The organism is Verrucomicrobiota bacterium (assembly GCA_039027815.1).
Classification (GTDB): Bacteria; Verrucomicrobiota; Verrucomicrobiia; order Verrucomicrobiales; family JBCCJK01; genus JBCCJK01.
The window spans coordinates 57,484-76,920 of record JBCCJK010000010.1; the positions used below are offsets into that span (position 1 = coordinate 57,484).

Annotated in this window: 19 protein-coding genes and 1 tRNA gene; 12 read left to right on the forward strand and 8 right to left on the reverse strand. The window is 59.8% G+C overall.

Translation table 11 applies throughout. The features are described from left to right. Positions 1-107: 107 nt before the first annotated feature. Together ruvB and AAF555_04730 are read left to right on the forward strand one after the other, a co-directional pair. Entirely contained in the window at positions 108-1,145 is a 1,038-nt protein-coding gene (ruvB, locus tag AAF555_04725) for a Holliday junction branch migration DNA helicase RuvB (GenBank protein ID MEM6910868.1), read from the forward strand. After that, the gene (locus tag AAF555_04730; protein ID MEM6910869.1) at positions 1,142-1,750 is read left to right on the forward strand and encodes a hypothetical protein; all 609 of its coding nucleotides are present in this window, start codon (positions 1,142-1,144) and stop codon (positions 1,748-1,750) included. The genes ruvB and AAF555_04730 overlap by 4 nt, the downstream gene beginning before the upstream one ends. Here AAF555_04730 and pheA read toward each other — a convergent pair. The 3 genes from pheA to AAF555_04745 all read right to left on the reverse strand — a co-directional run bounded on the left by pheA (position 1,717) and on the right by AAF555_04745 (position 4,288). Further along, the gene (pheA, locus tag AAF555_04735) at positions 1,717-2,814 is read right to left on the reverse strand and encodes a prephenate dehydratase (GenBank protein ID MEM6910870.1); all 1,098 of its coding nucleotides are present in this window, start codon (positions 2,812-2,814) and stop codon (positions 1,717-1,719) included. The genes AAF555_04730 and pheA overlap by 34 nt on opposite strands. Then, positions 2,807-3,484, reverse strand: a complete 678-nt coding sequence (scpB, locus tag AAF555_04740) for an SMC-Scp complex subunit ScpB (protein ID MEM6910871.1) — start codon at positions 3,482-3,484, stop codon at positions 2,807-2,809. The genes pheA and scpB overlap by 8 nt, the downstream gene beginning before the upstream one ends. 63 nt (positions 3,485-3,547) lie before the next feature. Further along, positions 3,548-4,288: a segregation/condensation protein A gene (locus AAF555_04745; protein MEM6910872.1), complete on the reverse strand. Its 741-nt coding sequence runs from the start codon at positions 4,286-4,288 to the stop codon at positions 3,548-3,550. Positions 4,289-4,402: 114 nt separating this feature from the next. Here AAF555_04745 and AAF555_04750 point away from each other — a divergent pair, with 114 nt between their 5' ends. From AAF555_04750 to sufT, 8 genes are all read left to right on the forward strand, one after another. Then, positions 4,403-5,872 (forward strand): hypothetical protein, encoded by a 1,470-nt coding sequence (locus AAF555_04750; GenBank protein ID MEM6910873.1) that lies wholly within the window; start codon positions 4,403-4,405, stop codon positions 5,870-5,872. Positions 5,873-5,933: 61 nt separating this feature from the next. Beyond that, positions 5,934-8,009 (forward strand): M3 family metallopeptidase, encoded by a 2,076-nt coding sequence (locus AAF555_04755; GenBank protein MEM6910874.1) that lies wholly within the window; start codon positions 5,934-5,936, stop codon positions 8,007-8,009. A 131-nt stretch (positions 8,010-8,140) separates the two neighbouring features. After that, complete coding sequence (locus tag AAF555_04760; protein MEM6910875.1) at positions 8,141-8,800, forward strand: hypothetical protein; 660 nt, start codon at positions 8,141-8,143, stop codon at positions 8,798-8,800. 461 nt (positions 8,801-9,261) lie between these two features. Next, positions 9,262-9,876, forward strand: coding sequence for a lamin tail domain-containing protein (locus tag AAF555_04765; GenBank protein ID MEM6910876.1), 615 nt, complete (start codon positions 9,262-9,264; stop codon positions 9,874-9,876). A gap of 275 nt (positions 9,877-10,151) precedes the next feature. Further along, positions 10,152-10,544 (forward strand): hypothetical protein, encoded by a 393-nt coding sequence (locus tag AAF555_04770; protein MEM6910877.1) that lies wholly within the window; start codon positions 10,152-10,154, stop codon positions 10,542-10,544. A 159-nt stretch (positions 10,545-10,703) separates the two neighbouring features. Next, positions 10,704-11,261 (forward strand): rhodanese-like domain-containing protein, encoded by a 558-nt coding sequence (locus AAF555_04775; protein MEM6910878.1) that lies wholly within the window; start codon positions 10,704-10,706, stop codon positions 11,259-11,261. After that, the gene (locus tag AAF555_04780) at positions 11,258-11,773 is read left to right on the forward strand and encodes an iron-sulfur cluster assembly scaffold protein (protein MEM6910879.1); all 516 of its coding nucleotides are present in this window, start codon (positions 11,258-11,260) and stop codon (positions 11,771-11,773) included. Before AAF555_04775 ends, AAF555_04780 begins: the two co-directional genes overlap by 4 nt. A gap of 25 nt (positions 11,774-11,798) precedes the next feature. Then, positions 11,799-12,341, forward strand: coding sequence for a putative Fe-S cluster assembly protein SufT (gene sufT / locus AAF555_04785; protein MEM6910880.1), 543 nt, complete (start codon positions 11,799-11,801; stop codon positions 12,339-12,341). Positions 12,342-12,639: 298 nt separating this feature from the next. On the opposite strand, the gene AAF555_04790 is transcribed toward sufT, so the two are convergent. The 3 genes from AAF555_04790 to AAF555_04800 form a co-directional block, all read right to left on the reverse strand. Beyond that, positions 12,640-14,826: a sodium-translocating pyrophosphatase gene (locus tag AAF555_04790; protein MEM6910881.1), complete on the reverse strand. Its 2,187-nt coding sequence runs from the start codon at positions 14,824-14,826 to the stop codon at positions 12,640-12,642. Between the two features lie 155 nt (positions 14,827-14,981). Then, a tRNA-Leu gene (locus tag AAF555_04795) sits at positions 14,982-15,064 on the reverse strand. A gap of 85 nt (positions 15,065-15,149) precedes the next feature. Further along, positions 15,150-15,821 carry a hypothetical protein gene (locus tag AAF555_04800; GenBank protein MEM6910882.1) on the reverse strand — a complete coding sequence of 224 codons (672 nt, stop codon included), beginning with the start codon at positions 15,819-15,821 and terminating at the stop codon, positions 15,150-15,152. A 227-nt stretch (positions 15,822-16,048) separates the two neighbouring features. On the opposite strand from AAF555_04800, the gene AAF555_04805 reads away from it, so the two are divergent. Beyond that, entirely contained in the window at positions 16,049-16,882 is an 834-nt protein-coding gene (locus AAF555_04805) for a CbiX/SirB N-terminal domain-containing protein (protein MEM6910883.1), read from the forward strand. A gap of 105 nt (positions 16,883-16,987) precedes the next feature. Further along, positions 16,988-18,364, forward strand: coding sequence for a sigma-54 dependent transcriptional regulator (locus AAF555_04810; protein ID MEM6910884.1), 1,377 nt, complete (start codon positions 16,988-16,990; stop codon positions 18,362-18,364). Between the two features lie 104 nt (positions 18,365-18,468). Here the strand turns inward: AAF555_04810 and AAF555_04815 are convergent, their stop codons facing one another. Then, a complete protein-coding gene (locus AAF555_04815; GenBank protein MEM6910885.1) occupies positions 18,469-18,906 on the reverse strand; it encodes a type II toxin-antitoxin system VapC family toxin in 438 nt (145 codons plus the stop codon). Then, positions 18,900-19,193 carry an Arc family DNA-binding protein gene (locus tag AAF555_04820; GenBank protein MEM6910886.1) on the reverse strand — a complete coding sequence of 98 codons (294 nt, stop codon included), beginning with the start codon at positions 19,191-19,193 and terminating at the stop codon, positions 18,900-18,902. Before AAF555_04820 ends, AAF555_04815 begins: the two co-directional genes overlap by 7 nt. Positions 19,194-19,437 lie beyond the last annotated feature (244 nt).

Below are 19,437 nucleotides of genomic sequence, written 5' to 3' on the forward strand. Positions count from 1 at the left end.
GTTGTAGGGGCAAATCAGAAATGGCGCAATCAAATAACTTCTAGCCGCGTGCGCCCCTGAGCCCCCTTCCCACCAGCCCACACTCGACAGCCCAAGGCTTCCATGAAATGGTGTCGGGCGACGCCGTGAGCACAAACTTTTACCAAGACGCCACCACCGCGCCCCGCTCGGAGCTGGATGCCTCGCTGCGGCCGCCGGACTTTTCCGAGTTCGCCGGTCAGGAGAAGGTGGTCGAGCGGCTCATGCTCATGGTGGAGGCCGCCCGCCAACGCGCCGACGTCCTGGCTCACATTCTTTTGAGCGGCCCTCCCGGACTCGGCAAGACCACCCTCGCCAACATCCTGGCCCAGGCCATGGAGGCCAAAATCCACACCACGAGCGGGCCGCAGATCGAAAAAGCGGGCGACCTCGCCGGCATTCTCACCAATTTGGAAGAAGGCGATGTCCTCTTCATCGATGAGATCCATCGCCTCCATCCCACGGTCGAGGAATACCTCTACCCAGCCATGGAAGACTTCCGACTGGACATCGTCATCGACCAAGGGCCCAACGCCCGCAGTCTCCAGCTCTCCCTCCCCAAGTTCACCCTCCTGGGCGCCACCACGCGAAGCGGCCTTCTGACCGCGCCGCTGCGCTCCCGCTTTGGCCTGCTCAATCGGCTGGACTACTACTCGGTGGAAACGCTCCAGAAAATCATCACTCGCTCCGCTCAGCTCCTGCAAATCGCCATCGAGCCAGAAGGCGCCCGGGAAATCGCTGCCCGATCCCGCGGCACCCCACGAGTGGCCAACTCTCTCCTTCGTTGGACGCGGGACTTTGCCCAAGTGCGGGCCGATGGACGGATCGATCGCCCGGTGGCCGACCAGGCCCTCACCATGATCGAGATCGATGCCGATGGCCTCGACGAAATGGACAAGCGCCTCCTCGAAGCGCTCATCGTGAAATTCCAGGGCGGGCCCGTCGGCCTCAACTCCCTCGCGGTGGCCGTCTCCGAAGACGCCGCCACCCTGGAAGAAGTCAATGAGCCCTACCTCATCATGCGGGGCTACTGCCAGCGCACGCCCCGCGGGCGCGTGGCTCTCCCCGCAGCCTACCAAAAACTGGGTCTGCCCGTCACCCCTTCCTCCCAAGCCGACTTGCTATGATCGACACCCTCCACTTCCTTTTCAAACAGTTCGGGAATCCCGATTTTCTCCAACACCTCCTCCTGCCACTCCTGGTCCACGGGCTCCTGCTCAGCCTCTTGGTCTATGCCCTCGGGCTCACGCTCAAGGGCACGGCCGCCCCCATGATCGGCGCCATTCTCATCATTCTCTGCTGCCTTTCGACCCTGGCCTACACCAGCCAAATCCGGAAGGTCCACACCGGCATCACGCAGGAAGAAATGCTGAGCGAGCCCGTGCAGCAATTCAAAAAAGAAGGACTCCAACAAATCGAATCCCTCCTCCAGCAATACCGCTGGGCCTACTTCGGCTTGGCCATCCTGGCGGGGGCCACGCTCATCGCGGGGATGCACCAAACGCCCATCGGCGTCTTTCTCAGCTCGCTCATGATTCTCGGGACCCTCCTCGTCTTGGTGGCGAGCCTCTGGGTCTACTACCTCAGCCTCCGCATCACTGACCCGACTCTCCCCACCCCACCCAACCAAAGCCCCGATCAGAGCCAAGTAGAGCCCTCGAGATCTCCCAGCTCGCCCTCCTACCGGGGCGGCTCCCTTCAGTCCGCGGGGACGCCTTCGGTGTTGGGATAGCTTCCGAGAATTTTGAGAAAGCTACAGTCTTTCTCTAATTCGCGCAGAGCGGAGACCAAGGCCTCGTCTTCGTGGTGGCCGAGGACATCCACGAAGAAGAAATACTCCCAATCGCGTCGTCGCGAGGGGCGACTCTCGATTTTTGAGAGATTGATTTGGAGTTCCTTGAAGGGGGTCAAGGCGTCGTAAAGGGATCCCGGGCGATCATTGACCGAGAACATGATCGAGGTCCGATCCTGCCCGGTGCGGGGACAGGTGTTGTGACTCAAGACCAGAAAACGGGTCGTGTTGGTGGCGCTGTCTTGAATGGACTCTTCCAGAATCCGCAAACCATACAGCTCGGCCGAGAGCTTGCCCCCGAGGGCCGCCGAGCCGGGCTCTTGCGCGGCCAGCTCGGCCGCTTTGGTCGTGCTGGAAACCTCGATTTTTTCCGCCGTGGGGAAGTGACGAAGAATCCAGTTCTTGCACTGCCCGAAGACCTGCGGGTGAGAGTAAAGGCGGGTGATTTCCTCGCGCGGGATGCGGGAGAGGAGATTGTTCTCGATGGGAAGGAGAATCTGGGCGCAGATGCGCAGGGGGGATTCCGCGAAGAGATCCAGGGTGTGATTGACGGCCCCCTCGGTGGAGTTCTCAATCGGGACCACACCGTAGTCGGCTTTCCGCCGGGCCACCTGATCGAAGACATCCGCGAAGTTGGCCAAGGGGAGGTAGCTCACGCTCTGGCCGAACTTGTTGATGGCCGCTTGGTGGGTCCACGTCCCGGCCGGACCGAGGTAGGCGATTTTGAGGTCTTCTTCGAGCGCCAGCGCTGCCGACATGATCTCGCGATAAATCGCGCGGATGGAGGTCTCGGGCAGTCGCCCTTCGCTCTTGGCCACCAGGGATTGCAAGAGCTGCTCCTCCCGCTCCGGCGCGTAGATCGCGAGCCCCTCCTTCTTTTTGAACTCCCCCACGGCGTGCACCAAATCGGCTCGCTCGTTGAGCGATTTCAAAAGAGACGCGTCCACCCGGTCGATCTCCACCCGGAGTTCCTCCAGGGACATCTTTTGGATCGGCTTACCCATCTCGCTTCTCCCCTACCACCTCTGGTTCGGCCTGCTCGGGCGACACCGCCTCGGCCGCGGGCTCCGCCTCCTCCTCGGTCTCTGGCTGGGGCAAGGCCACCCGCCTCAGCTCCTGGGCATTGGGCAATTCCGCCACATTCTCCACGCCGAAATGCTCTAAAAAGATCTCGGTCGTTTCATAGAGGAGAGGCCGGCCCGGTTGCTCCGAGCGACCCCCCACCCGCACCAAGCCCAGATCGAGAATTTTTTGGACCATGGCATCCACGCTCACCCCGCGCACGGCCTCGATCTCGGACTTGGTGATGGGTTGGCGATAGGCAATGATGGCCAGCGTTTCCAGGGCGGGTCCACTCAAGCGCGAGGGCTTTCTCTCAGGAAAGAGGGCGTGAAGATACTCGGCGAACTCGGGCCGCGTCAGCAAACGCCAGCCCGCCTTCCGCTGCACGATTTGAAAGGCTCTGCCGCCTTCGGTGTAGTCGGCGTTGAGAGCTTGGATCGCTTGCGAAACCGCTTCCTCATCCGCCTCCGCGATGGCCTCCGAGACCGGCTTTTCCTGTTCCCGCAGATCTTTGGCGGCCGCTGCCATGATCCGGACCAGCTCTTCCGCCGAGAGAGCGCTTTCGGAAGCCAGGAGAATGGCTTCCACCACCGGTTTGAGAGTCGTCATCATGCGTGCATCAGGCCTGGCCGTATCCATCCGCAAGGGCCTCTTTGCTTTCAAGCCACAATTGTCTCATACCAAGCTCTCCCGCTCCCGTCGGATCAGCAGGATTTCCCCGAAGGCCTGGTCCTGCTCGATTCGAAACTCATTCAGTTTCATCAATTCCAGAAGCGCAAGGAAGGTCACGATGACCTCACTGCGGCTGTGCGCGTCTTGGAAAAGCGAGGAAAAGGCCAAGCGGTCCCCCGCCAGGGTCGCCCTCATCAGTCGATCGATTTGGTCGCCCACCGTGAAGCGATCATCCAGGATTTCCCCGAAAACCTCTTCCTCCTCAAAGCGGCGGAGGACCTTTTGAAAGGCTCGGATGAGATCGAAAATCCCCACCTCCGGAAGCGGATCAGGCTCGTCCGTGCCAGATTCGGGCCATTCCGGGATGGGCGGAAAGGCCCGCGCTTCCTCCTCGGCTCGTTGTCGGAGAAAGCCGGCCGCGTCCTTGAACTTCTTGTATTCGATGAGCTGGCGAATCAACTCCCATCGCGGGTCCTCCTCATCCTCTTCGTCCTCAGGCGGCTGGACATGTTTCGGCAGAAGCGTCCGGCTCTTGATATACATCAGGTTGGCCGCCATCACGATGAACTCGCTCGCCAGCTCGATGTTGAGGAGCTTGAAGGTATTGAGGTAGGCGAGGTACTGCTTGGTGATGCGCTCCAGCGAGATCTCGTAGATATCGATCTCGTCCTTCTTGATGAGGTAGAGAAGGAGGTCGAGCGGGCCCTCGAAGACATCGAGTTGGACTTTGTAATCTGCTTCCACGGAAAGGGGGCACTATGCCGAGACGACCCTTGCGCGCCAGTTGGAAAAGCGCTTTCCTGCGCCCGAGAAGCCACTCCCGCTCCCCTCCCCCCGCCTGTGTGAATCGCCCTCTTCATGAGCTCGCCTGAACGCCGACCTAGTGAAAAAGAGACCTTCAATGAGGTCATGAACTCTTGGGCCGAAAAGCAGCCCTTTTGGGTCCGGCTCCGCCATCAGGGACTCGGCTCGCTCCGACCAGGAATCCTCCCGCTCCTCGTGCGAATTGGCAAAATCCTCGCCCTGCTCCTGGTCCTCCTCCTGGGCACCCTGCACCTCTTCTCGAAGCACCTGGAGTCCACTGGCTTCGCCGAAGAAATGCAGGAAACCGTCCGCGAACGCTTGGGAGCCGAGGAGGCCCACTTCCAGACCTTCGAGTGGTTGGGCAAAGAAGTCCGCAATCGATCCTTTTCCGCCGTCGGGGGCCCCGCCAGCTTTTTCACCCACCTCGAGGCGGAGGGAATTCGCTTCTATCGGCCGTTTTGGAGCCGTTTCCAGCAAGACTGGAACTTGAAGCGCTTGCGCATCGCCGAACTCGACGTCGATCTCCGTTTGGGCGGCCACGAGGAATCGTCCCCAGAGAACGCCCCTCAAGAACTCGTCACGGGCGGCTTCGGGGTCTCACCCCGGGCCTCGGGCTTGCAAGTCTCTGAAATCGACGTCTTCCGCGCCACCTTTCGCTGGAAAAGCTCGGACGGGCAGGAAGGCCAAATCGCCCAAACCGCCTTGCAAGTCACCCGGCAACCATGGGGCCACCAAATTCTCTGTCAGGGCGGCGTCCTTCAGCTCGGCTGGCTGCGAGAACTCCAGTTGGATCGCCTCCACTTGGAAGTGCGCCCCGAGGCGATCCAGATTCAGGAGTGCCGCCTCATCGTGCCCGGTTCCGAAACCGCCTTTGCCTCCCTCTCCGGCTTCATCACCAAGGGCGTCTTTCCCGAAGTCAGCTTGGAAATGGCGGTCGAAAATTTTTCCCTGCGCGAAAGCATCCCCCGCGCCTTGCGCGGCCTCTTCTCGGGCGGCTTCGATGGCGTTTTGCGATTCTCCGGTTCTCCTAACCGGGCGGAAGGCGTCGCCATCGCGGGCGACCTCCGTCCCACCCCAGGCTTCCAGTTTGGCTCCGGCACCGGAGTGAACGTCCACCTTCTCGACGCACTCCAGGCCTCGCTCGGCTACCGCTCTTTCGCCCGCTTCCCGGTTCACGACGGCCGTCTCCAGTTTGAGAGCCAAGGTCAGAACCTCACCTTCACGGAATTCTCCCTTCACTCCGAAACCTTGGCCCGCATCGAAGGCCGCCTCACTGTCAGCCCGGTCCAGGGGGACGAAGAGAAGGAATTGACTCGCTACGTGACCGAGGCCGAACTCCAGATCGGCGTCGACCGCGCGGCCCTCCTCCATCATCCGACCCTCCTCCAGGAATTCTTCCCCAAGCGATCAGACGGCTTCCAGTGGATGGAGCGGGAATTCAGCGGCACGCTCGATACCCTGACTGAAGAAATCGCCCGAGAGCTCTTGGTCGCGATTCAAAAAGACCAGGCCAGCCGCCGGTAACTCGCAGCCCTCGGAATACCGCTTGCCTCGCACTAGCTCCGGGCTTTCTTCCGCGCCCCGCATGCATCCCTTTCTCGCTCCCGATTTTCTCCCTCGCTGGTCCACCCTCCTTCCCGAGCACGTCGAGCCCGATATCACTCAAGCTCTGGCCGAGGCGCAAAAGCGGATCGACGCCATCGCCGCCCTCGACCCCGAACTCGGGGAGCTGACCTACGCGAGCACCCTCGGAGCGCTCGAAGAAGCCACCGAAGGCCTCTCCCGGGCCTGGGGCCGCGTGCAACACCTCGACTCCGTCTGCGACTCCCCCGCGCTGCGCCAAGCCCAAAACCTCATGCTGCCGAAAGTCAGCGAATTCTACTCCCGCATCCCCCTCAACCCCCAGCTCTGGGAAGTCCTCCGCAGCTTCGCCTCCACGCCCGAAGCCCAGAACCTCGCCCCGACCTTCCGACGCCACTTGGAAGAAACCCTGGCCGACTTCCAAGAAAGCGGGGCCGACCTCCCGCCCGAGAAAAAAGCCCGCTTCCAAGCCCTGGAAGCCGAGCTGGCCCAAGCCACCAAAAAATTCTCTGAAAACGTCCTCGACGCCACCAACGCCTGGGAACTGCTCATCGACGACCCGTCCAAACTCTCAGGCCTCTCCGCCACCGCCCGCGAAGCGGCCCAGCACAACGCTCGCGAGAAAGGCCACGGCTCAGACGACGCTCCGCAATGGCGCTTCACCCTCCACGCCCCCTCCTTCCTCCCCTTCATGGAACAGCTTGAAGACGAAAGCCTTCGCAAAGAAATGTGGCAAGCCTCCACCGCCATTGGTCGGGGAGGCGAGCACGACAACACCGCCCTCATCCACCAGATCCTCCGCCTCCGGCAGGAAAAAGCCGCCCTTCTGGACAAAGAGCACTTCCCCGACCTCGTGCTGGGCCGCCGCATGGCCAAGAACGGAGCCACCGCTCTCCGCTTCGTAGAAGAACTCCACCAGCGCCTGGCCGGAAAATTCCAAGAACAAGTGCAGGAACTACAAAGCTACCGGGCCCGGCGGACGGGCGTCGATCGCAGCGTCCTGCTGGAGCCTTGGGAAATGGCCTACTGGGCGGAGCAACAACGACGCGAACTCTATTCCTTCGACGAGGAAGCCCTCCGCCCCTACTTCCCGATCGAGGGCGTCCTCCGCGGCCTCTTCGAACTCGCGGAAATCCTCTTTGGCGTCACCATCGTGGAAGACCCTGAGGCAGGGGAAGTCTGGCACCCGGAAGTCAAGCTCTACCACCTGGATGACCGAGAAAGCGGTGAGCGACTCGGCACCTTCTACGCGGACTGGCATCCCCGAGAGACCAAACGCGGTGGCGCCTGGATGAACTACCTCGAAACCGGCCTTCCGCCCATGGACAGCCAGCCGCGTCAGCCCCACCTCGGCCTCATCTGCGGCAACATGACCGCCCCCACACCGGGCAAACCCGCCCTCCTGACCCACGACGAAGTCCAAACCGTCTTCCACGAATTTGGCCACCTCCTCCACCACCTCCTCGGCGAAGTCGAAGTCAAATCCCTCAACGGCGTCAACGTCGCCTGGGACTTCGTCGAACTCCCCTCCCAGCTCATGGAAAACTTCTGCTGGGCCCGGGAAAGCCTCGACCTCTTCGCCCGCCACCACGAAACCGGCCAGCCCATCCCCGACGAGCTCTACCACAAAATGATCGCCGCGCGGAACTACCAATCCGCCATGAGCTTCATGCGCCAGCTGGCCTTCTCCAAGCTCGACCTCGAGCTCCACCTCCGCGCCAAGGAATGGGCGGAGCGGGACCTGGATCAAGTGGCCGACGAAATTCTCGAAGGCTACCTCGTGCCCACCGCCACCCACGTCCCCACCATGGCCCGGCGCTTCACCCACCTCTTCGCCAGCCCCACCGGCTACGCCGCAGGGTATTACTCTTATAAGTGGGCGGAGGTCCTTGATGCCGATGCCTTTACGAAATTTAAGGAGAACGGAGTGTTGAAGGGGGAAACCGGAACCACCTTCCGCGAGACCATTTTTGCCAATGGAAACTCGCAGCCAGCGGAGGAACTTTTTTTCAACTTCATGGGCCGGGAGACCGAACCCGACGCGCTTCTCCGCCGTTCCGGCTTGGATGCCCGAGGATGAATGACTTGGTGAAAATAAACGGCATTGTCACAGAAAATCAGTCTTCTGGGGAATAATTTCTCTACTTTGGCTCGGGTGCTGCTCGTTTGTTTGTTCTCCAAGAGACTTATCAAACAACTTCCTAAATACTTATGAAGGCAATTCTTTCATCGGCAACTCTCGTAGCACTTGCTGCGACGACTCACGCTTCAATTCTCATCTCAGGCGTCATCGACGGAAGCATTAGCAGACCGAAAGGGATAGAGCTTTACGTGTTCAACAACGGCTCAGATTTCTCGGATTGGACGATCCAGGTTGAGTCCAACGGAGGCTCCTCTTGGGGCCAAATCTTCGCATTCAACGATCTGACCAGCGCAACCCTCGACGAAGGGTTTTATTATGTCACTTCTACCGATACTGATATGATTTCGCAATTCGCTTCAGCTACAGCTAGTAATACATTTGCTGATTCGAGTTTTAACCAAAATGGAAATGACGCATTTCGCCTTCTGGATGGTGGCTCCAACGTGATCGATATCTACGGCGATCCTGCTGACGTCAGTCGTTCTAATGATTTTGACGCTGCTTGGGCCTACAATGATAGCTTCGCATACCGGAAAGACACGGACGGTCCCTCCGCTACTTTCGACGAAGCCGACTGGACAATCCCTGGCTCCGATTTCATCGATAGTAACGGCGGAAACAACGCGCTTTTCCCCGCTGGGTCCTTCAGCGCCATCCCCGAAACCAGCACCGCCATTCCTCTAGCTGCATTCTGTATCGCTGGCCTACTCATCCGCCGTCGCAAGTAAGCCATTCACTCTATCCGGTCTTCAGACCTGATCCTCTATCAAAAAAGGTCACGGTTCAGACCCCCAAAATTCCTCGTGTATTCGTCCCGGCCATCATCGGCGTTTTGGAGTGCGCGCAGCTTGCGGCCGCTTTGGGAGAGGCTCGGCTTGCCGGGGTCAACGGGCCACCACCAAAGAGGGCTTCCACCTCATCCCAAAAGCCGTCACCACCCCTGCGAGGCAGGCCACTCCCAGAAATTCATTCCGTCAGGAACAAAAAATCACCTCTCTCGACCTCCTTTTCTCCATCTGAATCAACAGCTTACGAAGACTCCGCCAAAAAATCTCCACCAGCTTAGCAAAAGCCCCTGCATCTGGCCAGATAGTTGCTTCTACACAAATCCGACGAAAACGTCACCAAACTTTAGTTTCGCAAACTCCAAACGAGCGTTCTTATTCTTGGCCATCAGTTCTAATCTCTTATGAAAAAAGCAATCACACTCCTTTTTATTACCACAGCAATGTTGGCGACCTCCAACGCGGCTCTCATCATCACAGAATTCATGGCAGACGCTCTCGCAGTGAATGACGCTGAAGGGGAATATTTTGAAGTATTCAATAGCGGTAGCTCCGCGATCACAATCAGCACACTCACTATCGAAGATGACGGTTCTGATTCTTTGGACTTAGTTGGGCAAACTGGCACAATAGGGGCTGGCGAGTTCTTCGTTTTCGGCAACCACACTGCTTCTTATGTTGACTTTGATTACAGTGTTTTGGGTACCTATTTTCTTTCGAATGGTGCCGACGAGATTGTAATTACAGAAACTTCTTCCGGCACAGAATTGGCGAGGCTTAACTACACCAATGGGGACGCGCCGGGGGACGGGATTGCTAACGTTCTCAACGACATTGCTAACGTCACGGGAGGAGTTACATCTCCTGACGATTACATCGGGGAAATTTCTACTTTCAATACTCTCACGAACGGTGATGTTGGTTCACCTGGTATTTTCGGATCAACCGTCCCCGAACCCTCCAGCACCCTCCTCGTGAGCCTGGCTGGTTTCGCCCTTCTCTTCCGCCGCCGCAAGTAATCGGTCCCCAAGAATTTTCCGAAAGGGCTGCGGGAAACCATAGCCCTTTTTTTGTTTTGTGGAGTGCGTGCGGCTTGCCGCCGCTTGTGGCTGGGCGGCACTTGCCCCGCGGGGGTGGAGGAGTTCCGATGGCGGTGGAGCGTCCCCCTGTAGTGTCCCCCCGAAGAACTGGACAGGGAATAAGAACTGGATCAGCCAAGGAAAAAACAATTTTCTTGTGATTGATAGTTAAGTTTTCTAAAATAATGGAAAATTCAAACTTCAATTCGACGCCGATGCCACTTTTCCCTCGCTATCATCACTCCCAATCGGCCGGCTGGCTGAACGACCTGCGCAAGCTGGCCCTGGATTGTCTCTCCCAAAACGAACTCCATCCCGCTTCCCTCCCTCAGGAGCCCGAGCACACCCAGCGGCCGAACCTGGCCCTCTGGCGGATGGAAGACGAGGCCAGAGGGGGCGTTTGGTGGGTCTTGGCCAATGAGACTTCGGCCGATCTGCTCCATGAGGACTACCCTTCGGATTGGGACTACATTCTTTTGAAGTTCGCAGCCCGTCTGCGCAACCGCGCCTGGCATGATCGCCAGTCCCCCAGCCCCTCCACCACTCGTTTCCCAGAAGAGTTGGAAGCGAGCGCTCGCTGGATGGAGTCGCTCGCCATGCGGTCGTAGCCGCCCTGTCCCCGAGGTGAAAGGGCGCTTCCTAGTTATCACAACGGGCACCAGGGGCACAACGCGTTCCCCAAACTCAAACCGGGCTCGAAAATGAGCCCCCGTCCTGCGGAGACCGGTTGACCTGTTTCGCTCTCCTCGTATCCTCTTTGCGTGAGTGTGACCACTTCGGCAATTCATCCAGAGAGCACCATGGCGGAGCTGGAAGCGGCTTTCCCGGGGGCGCGGCGGGCGCTTTTTTCCCGCTACCACTTGGGGGGATGCAATACCTGCGCCTACTCGCCCACCGAGACGGTGGCTCAGCTCTGCGCGCGCCATGACCATCTCCCGGTCGAGGAGATGCTTGCGCATGTCGAGGCCAGTCACGAAAACGATCTCCAGATGCAGCTCTCTCCCTCGGAGGTAGCGGCGGCTCTGCGAGGGCCCGAGCCACCCCGGCTTCTCGATCTCCGCACGAGAGAGGAGTTCGAGGCGGTTCACATCTCAGGCTCCGAGCTCATGACCGAGGCCTTGCACAGCCAGCTGATTGCCGAAGGCACCGAGAGCGATTTTTTGGTTCTCATCGACCACACCGGACCCCAGGCGCTCGACGCGGTCGCTTTCTTGGTGGGCCACGGTCTCCGGGGCGCCAAGGCCTTGGCAGGGGGAATCGATGCTTGGTCCAGGGAGGTCGATCCCAGCCTACCGCGCTACCGTATTGAACTGGAAGAAGGATGAGCCAGGAACTCAATGACAGGCTGAAAGCCGCCCTCCAAGACCCGCGCAATCGCGGCGAGATGGAGGATGCCGACACCGTGGGCACGGTCGGCAGCCCCGATTGTGGCGACATGCTGCGGATGTGGCTCAAGTTTTCTGAGAAGGACGGAAAAAAGGTCATCGATCGCGCTTCCTTCCAAAGCTTCGGCTGCCAGACCGCCATCGCGGTGGCCTCGATCGCCACCGAGATGCTCCAAGGCAAAACCCTGGATGAAGCACGCCGGCTGGGAAATGCTCAATTGGCCGAAGCCACCGGGCCCCTCCCCCCCATGAAAATGCACTGCGGCACACTGGTAGAAAATGCCCTGCAAAACGCCCTCAACGCCTCCAGTCCGGAACCTTCGGCCTCGGTTCAAGACGGTTCCGAGAAAAACCTCATCCATAGCTTAGGCCAGGCCACCACCAGCCAAGGCCCGAAGATCAAAATCGTCCTGGAAAACTCCGGGGGCAGCCACCGTCCCCCTCAAAACTGAACTCTAGCCAACCTGCCCCGTCTGTATGTCTCACGAACAAGTCGAACTGAAACGCGAAGTGACCGCCATCCAAATTCCGAGCGGCGATGAGATGCTCTTGCCCGTGGGGATGTCCGTCATCATCACCCAAACCCTGGGCGGCACCTACACCGTGGCCACGCAGCAAGGCTTGGCTCGCATCAAGTCGGAGGACGCAGACGCCCTCGGGATCGATCCCAAAAGCCTGGAAGCCGAGGCGAGCCCGGAAATCGCCGAGGACGACCTTGAGGGCCAAGTCTGGGCCCAACTCAAACACGTTTATGACCCGGAAATCCCCGTCAACATCGTCGATCTCGGCCTCGTCTACGATTGCTCGGTGGCCGAAGAAGAAGGGAAACAACGGGCCCACGTCAAAATGACCCTGACCGCCCCCGGCTGCGGCATGGGACCGACCATCGCGGCTGATGCCCAATCCCGCATCATGACGATCGACACCATCGACGACGCCCAAGTCGATCTCGTCTGGGACCCGGTCTGGACCCAAGACATGATTAGCGAAGAGGGGAAAATGAAGCTCGGGATGATTTAATACCAAGCTGCAGAATTGGCTGGTAGAATGGCCGAGTGGATTTCGGGCCAGACCAAGGCGCGACGAGGGCGCGGTGCAGGCACCGTAACCGAGGAGCAACGCAGGGCTGGCTCGAAAGACACCGGCTCTTCCTTCCCCGCGCTTCAGCACCTCTTCTCCACACCACCTCCCCTCCATTCTACCAGTGTATTCTGGAGCTTGGTATTAGAGCGTCCCTTCCGCCGCCCATTCCGCCTCCGAAAGCACGGGGCTTCCGTGCTCTTGAAGTCGAAACCGCTCCCATCCGATCCCGACTCGATCAAAAGAGCGAGTAGGACACCGTCACCCCCGCCATCACGATGGCTACGATGCTCATCAGCTTGATGAGGATATTGAGCGCCGGGCCGGAGGTGTCCTTGAAGGGATCCCCCACCGTGTCGCCTGTCACGGCCGCCTTGTGCGCGTCCGAGCCTTTTCCTCCGTGATTGCCTTCCTCGATGAACTTCTTGGCGTTGTCCCAAGCGCCCCCGGAATTGGCTAAGAAAACCGCCAACACAAAGCCCGTCGCTAAGCCTCCCACCAGGAGACCAATCACGCCCGCCACCCCCAAAATCAGCCCTACCACGATGGGCGCCGCCACCGCGATCAACGAAGGCACCACCATTTCGCGTTGCGCCCCCTTGGTCGAGATCTCGACACAGCGTGCGTAGTCCGGCTTCTCCTTGCCTTCAAGAATACCGGCCTTCTCCCGGAATTGGCGACGCACTTCGTCGACCATCTCCCCGGCCGCCCGTCCGACCGCTTCGATCGTCATCCCGCAGAAATAAAAGGCTGTCATGGCCCCCAGAAAAATCGAGACCAGAACAAAAGGATTCAGCAGCGTGACATTGTAGTGCAGCATGAAATCGCTCAAGGAAGCCTGCATCAAAGCCACTCCATTGATGGCCTCCGTGCCGGCTTTGGCTTCCTCCAAACGGAGCACCTCAATGTAGGAAGCAATCAGGGCCAAAGCCGTGAGCGCGGCCGAGCCGATGGCAAAGCCCTTGCCGGTGGCCGCAGTGGTATTGCCGAGCGAATCGAGCGCATCCGTCCGCTCGCGAACCATCGGCTCCAGCCCGGCCATCTCCGCGTTGCCTCCGGCATTGTCCGCGATCGGCCCGTAGGCATCGGTCGCCAGGGTGATCCCCAGGGTCGAGAGCATGCCGACGGCCGCGATGGCCACTCCGTAGAGTCCCGCATTCAGGTTGCTGGGATCCCAACCGGCCGCCGAAAGGAAGGCGACCCCGGTCCCAATCACGACCGCTAGGACTGGAATGGCCGTCGACTTCATCCCCACCGCCACGCCGGCAATGATATTGGTGGCATGACCGCCCAGGCACTGCTTGGCGATCCCTTGGGTCGGCGGCTCCCCACTCGAAGTGTAAAACTCCGTGGCCCGGCCAATCACGATCCCCGTGATCAAGCCCGCCACCACGGCTCCCCAGATTCCCCAAAGATTGTCCAAGCCCAGCAGGGCCAAGGCACCGGCCGAAGCCGCGATGATGAGAGCCGAGCTCACGTTCACTCCCTTGCCGAGAGAACCCAGAAGCTGTTTCTGGGTGGCCCCTTCCTTGGTGGTCACCAGGTAAACGCCGATGACCGACAAAAGAATCCCCAAACCCGCCAAAATCATGGGCGCGGCCACCGCCTTGATCTGCATAGAGGGGTCCCCCACGAAAGCAGCGGCTCCCAAGGCCGCGGCCGCCAGAATCGAGCCGCAATAGCTCTCAAACAAATCCGCGCCCATCCCGGCCACATCGCCCACATTGTCGCCCACGTTGTCCGCAATGGTGGCCGGGTTGCGAGGGTCATCTTCCGGAATGCCCGCCTCCACCTTGCCCACCAAATCCGCGCCCACATCAGCTGCCTTGGTGAAGATCCCTCCCCCCACGCGAGAGAACAGTGCTTGGAGAGAAGCGCCCATTCCGAAGGTCAGGACCGTCGTCGTCACCATGACCATCCGCTGTCCCTCGGTGCCTTCGCCCGCTCCCGTGAAGGCATTGATCAAAAGGAACCAAAGCACCGCATTCCCCAAACCCAGACCCACCACGGAAAGACCCATGACCGAGCCAGAGCGGAACGCCACCTTGAGACCGTCTTCCAAGGAGTGGCGGGCGGCCGCCGCCGTCCGGGTGGAAGCTTGGGTGGCCGTCTTCATGCCGAAGAACCCTGCCAAGGCCGAAAAGAAGCCCCCCGCTACAAAAGTGAGCGGCATCCACTTGCTCTGGACCCCCAAGCCGAAGGCCAGGACCAAAAAGAGAAGGAGAAAGCCTCCGAAGACCAAAACCATCACGCGATACTGCTGATTGAGATAGGCCATGGCCCCATCGCGCACGTGCTGGCCAATTTCCGCCATGAGAGGCGTGCCTTCTTCGCGCGCCATCATGGCCTTGAAGAACTTGAAAGCGAAAACGAGGGCGACGACCGCTCCGAGCGGAGCGATCCAGAAAAGAGGATGCAAATCCATGAGGTCGATGAGGCTTGGGTTGGACGTGGGGTGGAAAAAGCGGGGCCAAAACAGCCCAAAATGGGTGGGCGGCAACAAGTCGCTCTCGCTCAGGAAGTCAAGACCTTCGAGAGAACTCGCTCCCAGCCCCAGCAAACTGGAGCCAAAAAGACCGATACCGGCGGCGGGACTCGAACCCGCACGACCCGAAGGTCAACGGATTTTAAGTCCGTTGCGTCTACCATTCCGCCACGCCGGCTAGCTCGGCCGGGAGTTTCCTGCAAGACGTCGAAAATGCAAGGCAAGGCCCTTGGCAGAAGCTCCTCCAAGGGGACGGGGCCTCTTCAGCACCGCAGATTCCACTGGGGGCTCTGGTAGACCTCCCGGGCCAGCGCCTCCACTCGGGGCGCAAGCTCGAGCGGTCGGATCGGAACAACGGACTGACTCAAGCGCTCAGCCAAGGCCGGCCCCCAAGCAGGGGAGGGACCTCCCAGCCCTTGGAGCGAGCCTTGGTGCAGCATCCCGAATCGACCGCGACGCTGCGCCGCGCCCGCAATCTTGCGCCCCCTCCACACCAAATCAGCCGGAACCGGCTGGTCGAAGCAGTTCCCCGCCCGGGACGGCCCGCTCTCTGGCTCGGCCACCATCTCGATCTCCTGGCAGTCCAAAGCATCGACCAAAACATCGGCCAAAGCGCGGTGCAGCACTCCATAGCTCCCGGCCGCTTGCCCCAAGTGATGCCACGTCGTTCCGGGAAAGCCGAGCGTGTAGGCCCAATCGCGACCGTGGTCGACCAGGCCGCCCCCCGTCCAGCGACGCACCCAATCCTCAGGAGCCTTGCCCCGCGCCTCGGCCGCGCCGCAAAAATACCCGATCGTCTGGCAGGGGCGATCCCACCGGTAGACCCGCAGCCACGGCTCTTTCCGCGTCCGCAAGAGAACCTCATCCCAAGCCATCTGAAGCGCCGGAGAACGCGGCCGCTCATCATCCCAAAACGCAATCAACGAAAATTTCACACAGTTGGCCTCCCTTATGCTTTTGCCTCTACCTAGCTAAACGGACAGTTGAGTTCTCAGTCAGCTAAAACTTTTCGTCTAGTGTTGAGGGTTGAGCAGCACCGGTGGGCGGTTTTGAGGTTTTCCGTCCCACCGGTGCTGTTCTTTTTCCGGAGCCGCTTTGCATGGCCCGTGGTTTTTCGCTAAGCGTAGCCTATTGGGAACCATTCGGAAATTGTCTCCTGCCCATGTCTCGCCCCGCCATTTTTTTAATCGATAACGGTTCCCTCCGTCCCGAAGCCACCTTTGGACTGCGTGATTTGGCCGCCAACTTGACCGCGCGCGTGGGAGCCCCAGTCGAAGCCGTCAGTCTTCTTCATTCCTACAAAATCCCCGTTGAAAAGCTGGCTGGCGTTCCGGCCACCGTGGTCAAAAGCCGTCTGCGGGAACTCTTGCAGGAGGGGCAAACCGACTTCGTTCTCTTGCCCTTGTTCCTCGGACCTAGTCTAGCCGTGATCGACTTTCTGCCTCTGGTCCTCCGCGAATTCAAAGAAGAGTTCCCCGAACTCCAAGCCACCATCGCCGAACCTCTCGCCGGGATGGACGTGGAAAACCCGGACCCCCGACTCGCCCGAATGCTGGCCGACCACGTCCGCGCCCAGCTGGAAAACTCACCCGACGCGCAAGTCTCTCTCATCGACCACGGCACCCCCATCGAGCCCGTCAACCGCCTGCGCAATGCCGTGGCCCGCCAGCTGGCCCAAGAACTGGGTCAAACCGTCCAGCCCTGCTCCATGGAACGCCGTGACGGACCGGAGTATGCCTTCAATGAACCCCTCTTGGAACACCTCGGAGAGATCGAGGGCTTCTCGGCTCGCACCCTCATTTTGGCCATGTTTTTTCTCCTCCCGGGCCGCCATGCCGGAGCCGGGGGAGACGTGGCGGAAATCGCGGAGGGCGTAATCGACCAAGGCATTTTTCACGAAGTCAAAATGACCCCCCTGCTCGGGGAGCACCCCCTCCTCCTCGAAATTCTCGAGGAGCGCCTCATGGCCGCCTGCCCCCTCCCGGCCACCATTTGAGGTCAAATTTCTTCAGGAAGGGCCAATCTTCGCAAATTTGCGAAATTCTTTGGCATTTCGAAAGAAATTTCGATATACTCGGCTCGAAACTCTCTCCCCTCTGTCATGGCCAAAATTCTCATTGTCGACGACGAGCGTTCCGTGCTCGAACTGATCTCCCAGCTCTGCCGCAGCATGGGACACGAAGTGGAAGGGGCCCTGGATGGCCCGCAAGCCCTCGAGGCCATGAGCCGCATGGGGCCCGACCTCATGGTGGTCGACCTGCGCATCCCGGGCATGTCGGGACTGGACCTCATCAAACGCTGTCGCCAAGAGCGACCCGAAACCGCTCTCATCATGGTGACCGGCCATGGCTCGGTCGAGACGGCCGTCGAAGCCATGCGCTTGGGCGCCTTCGACTACGTCACCAAACCCTTTGAGCTGAGCGACCTCAAAGCCGCTATCACCGGAGCCCTCAAAAGCGTGGGCAAGCAAACCGAGACCATCCCAGCGCAAGCTCCCGTGCCCGGCGAAAAATTCGGCAATCTCATGCCCTCCTCCCGGGCCTTCGTAGCCGAGAGCGCCCAGATGACCCAAATCGATGAAATGCTCGACAAGGTCGCCAGTCTCGAAAAACCCGTCTTGATCGAAGGCGAGTTCGGCACCGGCAAGCAGTTGGTGGCACGCATTCTCCATAATCGAAGTGACCGCGCCGAGCAGCCTTTCAAAATCATCCACTGCAGCTCTCTCCCGGAGCATCTCCTGGAACAGGAATTCTTCAGCATGGACCAGCGCCAGTCCATCTTCACCCGGGCCGCCAATGGAACCGTCTTCGTGGAGGAAATCCATCTCTTGCCCCCCCGCCTGCAATCCCAGCTGGACACCTTTCTAGAGGACATCGAAAACAGGCGCCTGAATGGCGCCTTGCCGGAGGAACTCAACTTCCGGCTCGTAGCCTCCACCAGTGAATCCATGGAGGCCCTGATCGAGAAAGGCGAGTTTCGGCGCGACCTCTACTACAAGCTCTCGGTCGTTCCCATCCAGGTCCCGCCCCTCCGCCACCGCCGCGAGGACGTCCTCCCCTTGGCCAATCACTTTTTAGCCAACTACTCGAAGATTCACCCCAACGCCCCCAAGGAGATCGATAAATATGCCAGCGAACTGCTCCAGACCTACTCCTGGTCCGGCAACGTAGGCGAACTCCAAAACGCCATCGAACGCGCCTCCGCCCTCTCGGATGGCAAACGCATCCGCCCAGCGGATCTCCCGCCCAAAGTCACCCAAAAGGTCGAGGTCAGCGACGACGAGAACGCGGCCCTCAAGCACCAGCTCCCCATTGGCCAACCCCTCTCGAACTTCACCAAGAAAATGGAGAAGCTCTTCATCCAAGAGACCCTCAAATACAACGAAGGCTCCCGCGAAAAGACCGCTTCCATGCTCGACGTCAGCATCGCCACCCTCTACCGCAAGATGGGCATCAAGCTGGAGAAGGAAAAGAAGTAAGTCTCAAGCTGCCCCACAAACGGGTGGGAGGACGAGACGCTTCCTGCAGTGCCGCGAAGGAGTTGGTAGAAAGGCCGGTCGATACGAGGCTGAATCGAGCCCGCTCACTCTCCCGAGCCCTCTTGACCGCGAATCCAATCACAAGTCGTGAGCCTGGGAACCCGCGCCAAGTGCTTGGTGTTTCCCGTCACCACCGTGAAGTCCAAGGCGCGAGCGATGGAAGCGATCCAAAGATCGGCATCCGGGATCAATCGGCCCGCCCGTCTGAGCTGCGCTTTGAGCGCCCCAAAAAACTGAGCCCCGTGGCGTCCGATTGGGACCACCGGAAGCGTTTTCAGAAATTGGTCCACCTCCGCTTTGTGCTTGGGCGGATCCTGTGAATTGGCCGCCCCGAAGTAAAGCTCGCTGGCGGTGATTTCAGAAGTCAGCACGTCGGCGTAGATACCACGCCGTTTCTGAATGACTCGCCGATTTCCCCGGAGGATTTCGATGCAGGTGTCGGTGTCCAGAAGGTATCCCCGAGTCGCCGTCCGCGCTACCATGTCAGGTCTTGGTCACGACCTCCAGAGCGCGCCTCGTAGAGCGCCGCGATTTCCTCCTCGACTGGCAAGCCCGTGTTCCAGTCCCCCGTGAGCTTTTCCCAAGCATCCGCTTGGTAGCCCGCCTTTTCCTCGACCGAAGAGGCCGTCACCCCTCCTTCCGAATTCGAGACACTGAGATGCAAGCGATGGAGAATCTCTCCAGAGAGACTTCGATGATTGCGCACCGCGGCCGATTTGAGTGCCTCCACCAAGTCCTCCGGCACCGCCTTCAATGTGACCGCTTTCATACACCAAAATTACACCATAATACCACCTATAAACAACTATTTTCCCTAAAAATTCCATCATTCCAGGGCCGAGAGAGTCTTATACCAAGCTGGAGAATTGGCTGGTAGAATGGCCGAGTGGATTTCGGGCCAGACCAAGGCGCGACGAGGGCGCGGTGCAGGCACCGTAACCGAGGAGCAACGCAGGGCTGGCTCGAAAGACACCGGCTCTCCCTTCCACGCGCTTCAGCGCCTCTTCCCCACA

Bases quoted from the DNA above. Each gene is read 5' to 3' on its own strand.
- AAF555_04810 (MEM6910884.1), top strand. From the start codon at position 16,988: ATGGCCAAAATTCTCATTGTCGACGACGAGCGTTCCGTGCTCGAACTG.
- AAF555_04760 (MEM6910875.1), top strand. From the start codon at position 8,141: ATGAAGGCAATTCTTTCATCGGCAACTCTCGTAGCACTTGCTGCGACG.
- AAF555_04750 (MEM6910873.1), top strand. From the start codon at position 4,403: ATGAGCTCGCCTGAACGCCGACCTAGTGAAAAAGAGACCTTCAATGAG.
- ruvB (MEM6910868.1), top strand. From the start codon at position 108: ATGGTGTCGGGCGACGCCGTGAGCACAAACTTTTACCAAGACGCCACC.
- AAF555_04730 (MEM6910869.1), top strand. From the start codon at position 1,142: ATGATCGACACCCTCCACTTCCTTTTCAAACAGTTCGGGAATCCCGAT.
- AAF555_04790 (MEM6910881.1), bottom strand. From the start codon at position 14,826: ATGGATTTGCATCCTCTTTTCTGGATCGCTCCGCTCGGAGCGGTCGTC.
- pheA (MEM6910870.1), bottom strand. From the start codon at position 2,814: ATGGGTAAGCCGATCCAAAAGATGTCCCTGGAGGAACTCCGGGTGGAG.
- sufT (MEM6910880.1), top strand. From the start codon at position 11,799: ATGTCTCACGAACAAGTCGAACTGAAACGCGAAGTGACCGCCATCCAA.
- AAF555_04805 (MEM6910883.1), top strand. From the start codon at position 16,049: ATGTCTCGCCCCGCCATTTTTTTAATCGATAACGGTTCCCTCCGTCCC.
- AAF555_04765 (MEM6910876.1), top strand. From the start codon at position 9,262: ATGAAAAAAGCAATCACACTCCTTTTTATTACCACAGCAATGTTGGCG.
- AAF555_04820 (MEM6910886.1), bottom strand. From the start codon at position 19,193: ATGAAAGCGGTCACATTGAAGGCGGTGCCGGAGGACTTGGTGGAGGCA.
- AAF555_04755 (MEM6910874.1), top strand. From the start codon at position 5,934: ATGCATCCCTTTCTCGCTCCCGATTTTCTCCCTCGCTGGTCCACCCTC.
- AAF555_04815 (MEM6910885.1), bottom strand. From the start codon at position 18,906: ATGGTAGCGCGGACGGCGACTCGGGGATACCTTCTGGACACCGACACC.
- AAF555_04780 (MEM6910879.1), top strand. From the start codon at position 11,258: ATGAGCCAGGAACTCAATGACAGGCTGAAAGCCGCCCTCCAAGACCCG.
- AAF555_04770 (MEM6910877.1), top strand. From the start codon at position 10,152: ATGCCACTTTTCCCTCGCTATCATCACTCCCAATCGGCCGGCTGGCTG.
- scpB (MEM6910871.1), bottom strand. From the start codon at position 3,484: ATGATGACGACTCTCAAACCGGTGGTGGAAGCCATTCTCCTGGCTTCC.